Origin of the sequence: Paenibacillus sp. JGP012 (assembly GCF_014203995.1) — a bacterium.
In the GTDB taxonomy this organism is placed as follows: Bacteria; Bacillota; Bacilli; order Paenibacillales; family Paenibacillaceae; genus Paenibacillus; species Paenibacillus silvae.
In genome coordinates, this window is record NZ_JACHKG010000023.1 from 52,125 (window position 1) to 63,842 (window position 11,718).

Genomic DNA, 11,718 nt, shown 5'->3' on the forward strand with positions numbered 1-11,718 from the left:
TATTCATTTACACGTTAACGGAGGGGACAGAAAAAACCTGAAAAAGCGGAGCGGTCGCCTTTATCACCGGATTTTCCCCTTTGGAAAAGGGTATCGAAAAAATCTGGGGATAACAGCGATTGGAAGGTTATTCTGTCATCGGAGTGGTGTGTGTAAAAAAATTTAGTTCAACTTATATAGCATTCGGCGGAACGTCTCCAGCGTTCGTTGTCCTGCGCTTCGGTCAAATACGGCAAAAACGATACGATCAAAATAATCACGGTACCGCTCCTGAACCAGTATATCTTCAAAATAAGCTGCCACCTGCGCAGGCTCATTTCGAAACACTCCGCAGCCAAAAGCCCCCAGCACAATCGTTCGATGACCGTGGGCAGCCGCAACCTCCAGAATATATCGAATACGTTGCTTCATCACCGCATGAATCTGCTCATCCGTTGCTTCGTTCCGCTCCTTGACCACACCTGCATTGACTGCTGGTGCCGTAATGAATGAACTGGTATAGTACTGATCGAGCAATCGATCATCGTCATCCCGAATCACAGGCACATGTGGTGAATAGATCATATAATCGGAATAGAGACAAGAGCGCTGCTTGCGATTATACTCATACATCTCGTGCATCTGGGCAATACACGGATACAGCCCGGTTGCACGTGCCAAGCTTTCCTCCTGAGCCTGACTTCCGCCGAGGAATCCGCCGCCCGGATTTTTGGCCGATGCAAAATTCAGACACACAACATCCGTTCTTCCTTCCTCCAGCGTCAGGCGAGCAGCCGCCGCCAGTGTCGTTTCTCCGGTTACTTCGATTCTCTCCGCTTTTCCTTGAGAGACAATAGACTTGGACTCCTGCTGGTTCCCTGATGAGTCAGCTTGCTCTCCTTTGTGCAGCTTTTCCTTCAAAAGAGAAAGCTCCGAAGGACGATAGAGCACGGAGTTCTGAATGGCCTGCTGCATATCTTCCTTGATATGAACGGCACGGTCATATCCATTCACGTACGTACCTTCTTCCAGAATCTCCAACGTCTGATGGGCAATACGCGAGCGCCCGGAACGCGAGTTGACGGCTGTACGGTCTGCTGATGTATTAGATCTATTAGCTCCATTAGCTCCATTAGCTCCATTAGCTCCATTAGCCTTACTATTGTACTGGTTGTGTTTATTGTTTTTTTCGTAATAACTCATTTCAAGCATCTCCTATCTCTTCTCTCAGACGTGTCAGAATCTCTCCGAGCCAGTTCGTTCCTCGCCAAGTCGAGCGATTACGAATACGCGGATTTTCCTCGGCAAGTCCCACGCCCCATATCCGGTCATCCGGGCTTGCTTCCACAAGTGTTGTACCACGAGTAGCCAGCAAAGCCGCCAGCAGTTTCTCGTTCTGTGTAAATTTTGCCTGATTGCCTTCATAAACAATGCGCTGGCATTCGGCTTCCCATACGGTCTGGTCAAAACCTTTGACCTGTCGGCCCAGCTTTTTTTGCACCGATGCCGAATTCGTGCTCATGATTTGCTCTGCGATCTTCAGATCGCCAAAGAGCAGCGCTTTCTGATGCATCATATATTGCTCCGCACTGGTGTATTGAAGCCCGTTCACGATAAAATTAGCCGGGTGCCACTGGGAGAATGGTGATGCTGTGTGCCAGAAAAACGTAAACTTCTCCATCCTCATATCACCTCCCTCTCGGGATTCAACCGATACAAGCGGGATGGCCGATGACCCGCACTGCTTGCATACTCCCCCGTCTCGATCACCCAATCTGCCATTTTGCGCCGAAAGGCAGCAGCCAGCAGTTTTTTGCCGCTAATGATCTCATACACCTTCTGCAGCGCGGTCAGCGTGAATTTCTCAGGCATCAGATTAAACGCAATATCGGTATATTCAATCTTGGCGCGCAGCCGCTCCAGCGCATAATGAATGATTTTGGCATGGTCAAAAGCAATTCCGTGAGCCTGCAGTAGACTCAGACTGCTGCTGCGTACACGCCCCTGCACCTGCTCCTTCGTCTCTACTATGGCCGATAGCTGCTCTGTTTCGTTGCTCAACATGAGCTGAAGTCTGCGCTCTGTCACAAGCCCATGCTCGTGGATATGCCGCTTCTCCTCGATCAGCCTCTGCTCCACTCGAAACCAGCTTGCTTCACTGGCATCATCGCCGGCTTCAAGCTCCAGCTCACTGCTGTCCACCAATGCCATGTAAGAGCAGCTAATTACGCGTGTACGCGGGTCACGGCCCACATCTCCCCATGTGTAGAGCTGCTCCAGATAGATGTCATCCAGCCCCGTCTCTGTCTGTAATTCTCGCCGCGCAGCATCCTCCAGTGATTCCTGCATGGATACGAATCCCCCGGGCAATGCCCACTGGCCCAGATAAGGGTGACCTCCCCGGCGAATCAGCAGTAACCCAAGCTCCGGCTCCGCAAGCTTACGATAATTCTCTTGTTCTTCACTGCGAATCGTAAATACCAGCATATCGACAGTGACTGAAGGACGTTCATAATCTCCTGCATCATATGTTCTGAGAAATTCCTCTTCGCTTACAGCCGACAGCTCCTGCTGCACAGAGCCCAGCACAGGTTTACTCCGATCAAGCTGTTCTGCATGTAATTCAGCCTCAGCCCCTGTATCACTTGCGGCTCCATTCTCTCTATCTCCACGAGACATGATTATGCCCCCAATCTGTTATTATCATTTTGTTATTAACAATAAGTTAATAACACTGTAGCATATTCGATATATGCAGGTCAAATCATGTGCAGCTCGTTTTACACCACACCACCAAACGCAGCTCCGACACGCGGCGCCCTGCCTGATAACCAAGGTCATGATCATCAGAGCCCTTGCACCACGCAAACATCAAAAAGCCGTCGCCTGGCTCTATAACATACAGAGCAAGCACGACGGCATTTTTTTCTTCCCAGTGAGTTCCTAGAACTTCATAGTGTAGTGTTCAGAGTCCAGCCAGAGGTTGACTCACCTTAAAATATGCTGTCCGGGACATAGTATATTTTCTGCCCGTTCTTTTTGTTTCCAGGGTCTGTGACAATTGTAAAGTAGACATTGCCATTCTTGTTCTGCACACCCTCAATTTCATGCTTTCCGACATTCGTTATTTTCACAAGAGTCTGATATGTGCCTGAGCTTGAGATTTTAGCAATCTGAGGTGTTTGTCCTTCGGCCCCGCCGGAAGTAAATATTTGTGTTTTACCTAGCAAGTCCGCGCCCTGAAAAGAACCATTCGGTCTAATAATGCCACTGCCCGACTGCGTGAAGCTGGAAACTGCCGCTTTGATCGCTGCTGAGCTGTCCATCCGAACCTGCTTGTTCTGGTCAAGCAGCCTGTTCAATGCAGCCGTATCATACACAGACCATACCACCTTATCTGTTTTGGAGTCTTTACCCTCCCTCGTTTGAATCCGGAATACGGTATAATTGCTGTTGCCACCGCCATCCACCCGATATGTCGTTCCTTGTTTGGAACCCTTTTTGTTCGCGTAGTTCATATAAGTGAAGCGATGCAGATCGGTATAATTAACCGTCTTACCCGCCTGATATTGAAGTCTTGCTACCTGAAGCGACCAGTAATAAGACGTTGATGGATCTGCTTTGGAGCTAAAATAGAAATAGTTCGATCCATTGTACGTATACATATCCAGTGTCTGGCAATGACCACTGTTTGTAATCGTCATATGATCCACATATTCTGCATTGCTGCCTTTGATCAGCAGCCTAGAGAGATGACATGTCCCATTTACACGCTGCGTAACGTATACATATTTACTGGCGATATATGCCTTTTGCACAGCTTTATCATACTTGAGTCCTTTAAGATTGTACGCCAGCTTGGCCGAAGCGTTGACCGTTTTTCCCGGAGAAGCGGCAAAAGCCGGCGCAACAGACACCAACAACAGGATGAATGCAAGAAAAGAAGATATTAATGTTTTCCATTGCATGGCCGTAAAACGCCGAGATTGATGATTAGACATACCATTGCCTCCTTTGTTACCTATGTTTTTTGAACATATATGCTCTGATCGACGGCCTCTGAATTCAAACTACACCTAATAGATAATACCATATTTTCCATATTTATAAACACCAAACTCTCAAATCGTTTACACTGTATTTTATAGTACAACTGTGCTATATTGTTTTTAATTCATTTGTATTAATTAAGGAGGGCTTCATGAAACGTATTGTCTTACTGGATATTCTTCGAGGTTTCGCCATTGTTGGAACATTAGGAACAAACATCTGGATTTTTGCTTATCTGGGTGATCTGAATCTGGTATTTGGCAATGCACTTGAGCCGTGGTGGAGTTCAGGGGATCGCTTGCTGCAGACCATCATGCTTATACTGGTGAACGGAAAATTTCTAGGCATGCTCACGCTGTTATTTGGTGCTGGCATGGAATTGAAACGTCAAAAAGCGGCTCGTGACGGATATCAATGGCCTGGAGTTTATATCTGGTCATGCGCACTGCTGCTGCTGGATGGTCTGCTTCATTACCTGTTCGTGATGGAGTATGATGTGCTGATGAGCTACGCTGTCACAGGTATGATTGTTTCTCTGATCATTCATCGTTCCCGCCGTTTTATGCTGATAATGATGGGAATCGCGGGTAGCATCCATGTGATCGGCGTTATAGGAATCACAGCCCTGCTGGCACTTGAGCCCGGTTCAACCTTTAACGGGATGGATATGATTACCCGGCTGTATGCCACCGGGACATGGTGGGAGCAAGTGATGTTCCGGCTGAACAATTTCGGATTTTTCCGTGCCGAGTCCATCGCGATCATTCCGCTCAATGTCTTTCTATTCCTGCTCGGATCACTGCTTATGCGGACAGGTGTATTCTCCAGCGATGGGCCTGGGCGTCTCAAACGCCATAAACTGATGATCATCGGGCTTGGAGCGGGTATTCCTCTGAATCTTCTGCTGCTTGTGCCAGGCGGCATGATGGATATCTGGGTACGTTACATCAGTGCCCCCGTACTCACGCTCGGTTATGTCGGAATCATTGCTATGATCATGGAAAAGGGGAAAATTCCCGGACTGCTGCGTCGATTCGGGGAGATTGGCAGAATGGCACTGAGCTGTTACATTTTACAGAACATCATTGCCTCTGTACTCTTCTATGGATGGGGCTTCGGACTTGGCGGACGGCCGTCATCTATCTTCATTTTGTTGATGTGGCTTGGGATCTGTCTGATGTTAATGCTGTTCTCGCACTTCTGGCTGCGAAAATATAAGCTAGGGCCGGTAGAATGGCTATGGCGCAAGCTGTCCATCTCGCCCGCACCCGGAAGCAAGTCACAGGAAACCTCAATATAAATAACCTTCATGCCAAAAAGGGCTGTCCCACACCATCAATGATTGATCTTGATCAACGACCGATGGATGTGAGACAGCCCTGCTTGATTGAAATTGAATAACGAACCCAGCAAGCTATACTCCCTCCTTTGTGCGCTGGCTTTACTATTTACTATATACGTTTTGCTCTTTCTGTCTGCTGGTACAGCCCGAAGCACGAGTTTGTTTCCTCTCTCCCGCAATTAATTCGCTTCAACAGGCAGGCACAACGTAAAGGTTGATCCTGTACCAAGCTCACTCTGTACGGTAATTTTACCGTTATGATCCTGAACTATTTTTTGACAAAGCGCAAGTCCCAGACCCGTGCCCTCCTCTTTGGTTGTAAAAAACGGATTAAAAATAGAAGAAAGCGAACTTTCAGGAATTCCGCTACCTGTATCAGATACAGTGATAAGTACCTTATCCCCTTCCTTCAGCATATCCATATGTACCTCTCCCGGGTCCGACATTGCTTCAAACGCATTACGAATCAGATTAATCAGAACCTGTACAATTTTATCCCGATCCATGTTCACGTACACCGATTCATCCTTCATATCAAGGATAATTCGATGCCCTCTTGAGGCTGCGTCCGATTCAGTCAAAGACATCACACGTTCCAGACACTGTGCCAGCTTCTCCGGTTTCATATGATTGACTTGCGGCTTGGAAAATTGTAAAAATTCGCCCGTCAAATCGGTAACTCTCGTCACCTCACTCATAATCACTTCATACCACGGTGCAATATTAAAAGCTTGTCCACGGGACAACTGCAGAAACCCCCTGATCGCAGTAAGTGGATTACGAATCTCATGAGCCATGCCAGCAGCCAATTCTCCTACCGCCCGCAGTCTTTCGGAGCGAAATATCTCCTCTTCATTTTTGATCCACTGGCTGCGCTGCTGCTGTAACAGCTGGTCCTCGGCAGTGGTCATGAATTGCTGTAATGTCTGTGACAAACTCGGATAACGTGAGATGCTATAACCTACTTGCAGTCCCTGAAGCTCATTGGCCAACAAACAGGATATCCTTTCCTCAATATGCTGTATTTGCGGCAACACGATGGCAAATCGGTCACCTGCATACCGCGAGATGCCGTAGGCTTCCGGAAACTGGCTTGTAATCATATTGCCTGTACCCGTGATGACCGAGCACCAAGGGTCTTCCGAGGCTTTTTTGTATCCGCTGAAATTATGTACATTCAAAAGCACTAACAGGAAGGAGCCCTTTTCCTCCATCGTCTTATGAAGTACCTCCATATAACCTTCATAGTTCAACAATCCTGTGAGAGGATCATGAAGAGTAAGAAACTGATTCTTTTCCCGAAGCTTGCGTTTTTCCGCTTCACTATTCATCAACGTATGGTATATAACAACAATGACAACGGAGGTCAGCAGATCAAATATAGACACCAGTAAACTGTACGCATCCAGCACCGAAACGTAAGAAAGTCGGATCACGGTGTACTGCAGCATTAGAAGCACAGAGATCGGTAACGTTTGGATGAGCTTCTGTTTGTTCTGGATCATGGAGAGAATAAGCATATAATAAAGCAGGTTACACCAGTTCAATTGACTGAAATAATGAAATGAACCAAGGATCAGCCATTGTATCACTCGTAATACAGGATAACGCCGCTCTCCCCATATGCTCGCAACTAGCAACATACCTGTAACCAGCATCAGGATCGGATGAGATGTTTGTCCCAATATATATGAGGATATAATGACAAGCAGACAACCTAGTGGGAATATTACCATCTTCATTGTGTAACTTAGCAAATAGCCTCGCCCCCTTAGACAAAAGTCACACTAGCAACAACATATCCACAAATATTATATCGATTATGATTAGCTGATGTTGTCGATTATTGGAAGCTAACAAAATTCGCAAGGATGTATAATTTCTCAAAACAATAGGGCATATGAAGTAATTGCAATATGAAAAAGTGTATGATTACGCATCTAAAAATCAGTATATATACATAACCACGAAATGAATAATCAAATATTAAAGCCAGCTCTCTGAATCTGAGGGCTGGCTTCTTTGCTGCTTTTCACTATAGATCATGCTGATGATTCGATGAGAACATGCTTTTATTTCTTAGCCATATACTTGCGAATGTCGAATGCAACGGCAGCTACAATGATCAAGCCTTTGATGATCAGCTGCCAGTATGGGCTGACACCGATAAAGGTGAGGCCGTAGTTAATGACACCAAAGATCAGCACCCCGGCCATAACACCCGGTACGGTTCCGATTCCTCCGGCTGTCGAGACCCCGCCAACTACACACGCAGCAATGGCATCCAATTCGTACATGTTGCCGTAGTTATTCGTAGCCCCACCGGTACGAGCTGCTTCCAGCACACCGCCCAGTCCATAAAGTGCACCCGCAATCGCATACAGTGCAATCAGATTGCGAGCGACATGAATGCCGGATACGTGGGCTGCCTGAATATTTCCACCGATTGCATACATATTTTTACCCAGACGAGTTTTGTTGAAAACAATCCAGCAGATAAGTGCAACGCCGATTGCAATCAGCACGATATAAGGGATCGAATACCCTCCGCCCAGATCAATATATCCAGAGCCTATTGTTGTAAAATCGGGTCTAAGCCCCCCGATCGGCTGTGACTGATTAGGCTCGGTATCGAAATAGATCGAGTTTAACCCGTACACGGCAACCATTGTACCCAGTGTGGCAATGAAAGGCGGGACATGCAGTTTGGCTACGATAATGCCATTGACCAACCCGACAAGCAGACCTGCCACAATGCCAATGATGATGGGCAATCCCACCCACAGCTGCGGCAGATCAGGGAAAAATCGGTTGGCATAAGTATCGATCTGCAGCATGGATGCCGATACAACCGCTGTCAAACCGACAACACGCCCGGCAGACAGATCGACGCCTCCCGTCACGAGAATGAAGGCTGCACCCAGCGCAATAATGGCCCTGGTTGAGGACTGCTGTAATATGTCCCGCAGGGTGGAAAAGGCGAGAAAGTTCGGATCGGCAATCGCGATTCCGATCACGAGCAGGATCAGCACGATAAAAATCGCACGCTGGGCTACATATTGCTTCACTTGATTAACTAGAGTTGTATTCATCTGTGATCCTCCTGACCAGCCATCCGCTGTTGGGCGGCCAGCCTCATAATATGCTGCTCCGTGGCATCGGCTCCGTCCACAATACCGGTAAGACGTCCTTCGCTCATCACCATGATGCGGTCTGACATGCCCAGCAATTCAGGCATCTCCGAGCTGATCATGATAATGCTTTTACCTTGACGAGCCAGCTCGGTAATGATCGTATAGATTTCGAATTTGGCTCCAACGTCAATTCCGCGTGTCGGCTCATCCAGCAGCAAAATTTCCGGGTCCGTTAACAGCCAGCGAGCCAGCAGCACCTTCTGCTGATTTCCACCTGAAAGGTTTCGAATCAAATTGTTAACCGAAGGCGTTTTGGTTCTGAACTTCTGCGTCTGCTGCTTTGCCTCTTCACGTCCCTTTTTCTCATCCAGCAAGCCCAGACGATTCTGATAGCGACCAAGGCTGGCAATAATCGTATTTTCATAGACAGATAACACCGGGAAAATACCGGTTACCCGCCGCTCTTCAGTCAGGAGCGCAATGTTATGACGTTTCGCTGCGGCGGGCGAATTAATTTTCACCTTTCGTCCATGAATAGATATCGTACCGGAAGCAAGGCCGCGCAAGCCAAATAACGATTCCACCAGTTCCGTACGCTGCGCCCCCACCAGACCGCCAATGCCTAACACTTCGCCTTTACGCAAATTAAAGGACACATCCCGAAATGAATTGGGCTGATTCGATGTCAGTCCTTCTGCCTGGAGAATGACTTCACCGGGGACATTAAGCCGTTCCGGGAAGCGTTCACTCAGATCCCGCCCCACCATTCGGGTAATGATCAGGTCGGTGGTCAGATCAGCGGCATCCCAGGTTCCTACGACACATCCATCCCGCATGATCGTTACTTCATCCGATATCGTTAAAATTTCCTCCATCTTGTGTGAAATATAGATGATCGACACACCGCGGCTGCGCAGTTCATTAATAATGGTGAACAGCTGCTCCACTTCCTTGCCTGTCAGGGAAGAAGTGGGTTCATCCATGACAATGACTTTGGAATGAAACGAAACGGCTTTGGCGATTTCCATCGATTGAATTTTGGATACAGACAACGTTCCAGCTAATGCCCTGGGCTCAATATCCAGATTCAAGTCCTGAAACAGCGCCTTTGTATCGGCATACATGCGTTTCTCATCAATCAGCAGGCCCTTCATTGGGAAACGTCCCAGCCATATGTTCTCCATCACCGGACGGTACGGAACCGGATTCAGCTCCTGATGAATCATGGAGATGCCTTTCTCCAGAGCAACCCTGGAATTTGGAATATCTACAGGTTTTCCTTCAATATGGATCGTGCCTGCATCGGGACGGTACATCCCGAACAAACATTTCATCAAGGTTGATTTACCCGCTCCATTCTCGCCCATCAGCGCGTGAACAGTTCCCGGCTTCACCTTCAGTGTCACTTCGCTGAGTGCCTGCACACCGGGAAAAGCCTTCGAAATTCCGTTCATCTCCAGCAGATAAGGTGACTGCATTTCATATCCTCCCCTTTCATCTGACCGGTCAAAAAAGGACGCTGCCCAAATGACATACGTCCCTCTCTGCTGCTATTATTGGGCGTCGGCAATGTTGTCTTTCGTAATTTTTTTGTAAGCAATCCAGACATACTTTCCGTCCGTAATATCAAATTTCGTATTGTCCTTTGTTGGTGTCTCTCCCTTAGCCAGAACTGCTGCCAGAGCTACCGTTGCCGCCCCCTGGTTTTTCGCATCATTCAGCACAGTGCCCAGCATCGTGCCGTCCTGCAAGGCCTGAATTGCCGGAGCTGTAGCATCTACACCTACGACCGGCATCGTTTTGCCATCCTTGAAGTACCCGGCTGCTTTCAACGCTTCAATCGCACCAAGTGCCATATCATCATTGTTAGCCAGCACGGCTTCGATTTTGTCGCCATGGGAGGCGAGGAATGCCTGCATCTTCTCCTGCCCTTTTACCCGATCCCACATGGCTGTATCCTCGGCAAGGGCCTCCACTTCGATGCCTGCATCCTGAATCGCCTGAACGGAATATTTGGTACGCAGCTCGGCATCCTGGTGACCCGGCTCACCCTTCAGCATCACGTACTGCAGCTTGCCATCCCCGTTTTTGTCAGCCTCGGGATGAGCTTTCCAATAATCCACAATCAGCTGACCGGAGATCGTGCCGGACTCTTCGGCCTTGGCACCGACATAATACACTTTATCCCACTTGTTCATATCTTCCGCCACAGGTTCACGGTTGAGGAAAACAACTGGAATATTGGCCGCTTTGGCCTTGTCGATAATGACACCCGCTGCTGTCCGGTCTACCGGGTTCACCGCCATGGCATTGTATTTCTTGGACACGAACAGATCCACTTTCTCATTCTGGGTCGGCTGCGCATTCTGGCTGTCTACAATATCAAGAGTAGCTACGCCCTCCGCTGCCGCAGTCATCGCGTTCCGTACGCCTGTCATGAACGTATCATCGAATTTGTAGATGGCAACTCCGATCTTCGGATTTTCAGTCTGGGCCCCGGCTTCTGTCTTGCTTCCGCTGTCTGTTCCTGCGTTTTCGTTTCCGCCCGCACCGCTTCCCCCGTTGCCACATCCTGCCGCCACTGCCATGCATACCGTCAGCAACAGCGTCATCCACGTTTTTTTCATCATTCTGATGACCTCCCCCAAGTTCATTCGGCTTTACCGATATCTCTATTATGAAAGGGTTTACATTCAATTCGAATACAATATCTTCATCTGTTTTATCGAAATCCTCCTCAATTTATCTGTTCTATATAAATATCTAAATTGAACGAAAAATTTTACACATGCCACTCCGATGACAGAACAACCTTCCAATCGCTGTTATCCCCAGATTTTTTCGATTCCCTTTTCCAAAGGGGAAAATCCGGTGATAAAGGCGAACGCTCCGCTTTTCCAGGTTTTTTCTGTCCTCTCCGTTCACGTGTAAATAAATAGTTGAATTTGTATAGAAGTAAAGCTTATACAACAGCCACTCCGATGACAGAACAACCTCCCAATCGCTGTTATCCCCAGATTTTTTCGATTCCCTTTTCCAAAAGGGAAAATCCGGTGATAAAGGCGAACGCTTCGCTTTTCCAGGTTTTTTCTGTCCTCTCCGTTCACGTGTAGATGAATAGTTGAATTTGTATAGAAGTAAAGCTTATACAACAGCCACTCCGATGACAGAACAACCTCCCAATCGCTGTTATCCCCAGATTTTTTCGATTAC

Annotated in this window: 9 protein-coding genes; 1 reads left to right on the top strand and 8 read right to left on the bottom strand. The window is 47.8% G+C overall.

Annotation, left to right across the window (positions count from 1 at the left end):
• Window positions 1-162 precede the first annotated feature (162 nt).
• From HNR77_RS22535 to HNR77_RS22550, 4 genes are all read right to left on the bottom strand, one after another.
• Window positions 163-1,182, bottom strand: coding sequence for a TIGR02452 family protein (locus HNR77_RS22535; protein ID WP_184189438.1), 1,020 nt, complete (start codon window positions 1,180-1,182; stop codon window positions 163-165).
• Between the two features lies 1 nt (window position 1,183).
• Window positions 1,184-1,660, bottom strand: coding sequence for a riboflavin biosynthesis intermediates N-glycosidase (locus tag HNR77_RS22540; protein ID WP_184189440.1), 477 nt, complete (start codon window positions 1,658-1,660; stop codon window positions 1,184-1,186).
• Between the two features lie 2 nt (window positions 1,661-1,662).
• Window positions 1,663-2,658, bottom strand: a complete 996-nt coding sequence (locus HNR77_RS22545) for an NUDIX hydrolase (RefSeq protein ID WP_184189442.1) — start codon at window positions 2,656-2,658, stop codon at window positions 1,663-1,665.
• A 314-nt stretch (window positions 2,659-2,972) separates the two neighbouring features.
• Window positions 2,973-3,980: a helveticin J family class III bacteriocin gene (locus tag HNR77_RS22550; protein ID WP_184189443.1), complete on the bottom strand. Its 1,008-nt coding sequence runs from the start codon at window positions 3,978-3,980 to the stop codon at window positions 2,973-2,975.
• Window positions 3,981-4,180: 200 nt separating this feature from the next.
• Between HNR77_RS22550 and HNR77_RS22555 the strand changes: the two genes are divergently transcribed.
• Entirely contained in the window at window positions 4,181-5,329 is a 1,149-nt protein-coding gene (locus HNR77_RS22555) for a DUF418 domain-containing protein (protein ID WP_184189445.1), read from the top strand.
• Between the two features lie 221 nt (window positions 5,330-5,550).
• Here the strand turns inward: HNR77_RS22555 and HNR77_RS22560 are convergent, their stop codons facing one another.
• The 4 genes from HNR77_RS22560 to HNR77_RS22575 all read right to left on the bottom strand — a co-directional run bounded on the left by HNR77_RS22560 (window position 5,551) and on the right by HNR77_RS22575 (window position 11,132).
• Window positions 5,551-7,113: an ATP-binding protein gene (locus tag HNR77_RS22560; protein ID WP_260410779.1), complete on the bottom strand. Its 1,563-nt coding sequence runs from the start codon at window positions 7,111-7,113 to the stop codon at window positions 5,551-5,553.
• A gap of 330 nt (window positions 7,114-7,443) precedes the next feature.
• Window positions 7,444-8,463, bottom strand: a complete 1,020-nt coding sequence (gene mglC, locus HNR77_RS22565) for a galactose/methyl galactoside ABC transporter permease MglC (protein WP_184189447.1) — start codon at window positions 8,461-8,463, stop codon at window positions 7,444-7,446.
• Window positions 8,460-9,983, bottom strand: a complete 1,524-nt coding sequence (locus tag HNR77_RS22570) for a sugar ABC transporter ATP-binding protein (protein ID WP_184189448.1) — start codon at window positions 9,981-9,983, stop codon at window positions 8,460-8,462. Before HNR77_RS22570 ends, mglC begins: the two co-directional genes overlap by 4 nt.
• Before the next feature lie 75 nt (window positions 9,984-10,058).
• On the bottom strand, window positions 10,059-11,132 hold the full coding sequence (locus HNR77_RS22575; protein ID WP_184189491.1) for a galactose ABC transporter substrate-binding protein: 1,074 nt from the start codon (window positions 11,130-11,132) through the stop codon (window positions 10,059-10,061).
• Between the last annotated feature and the right edge of the window lie 586 nt (window positions 11,133-11,718).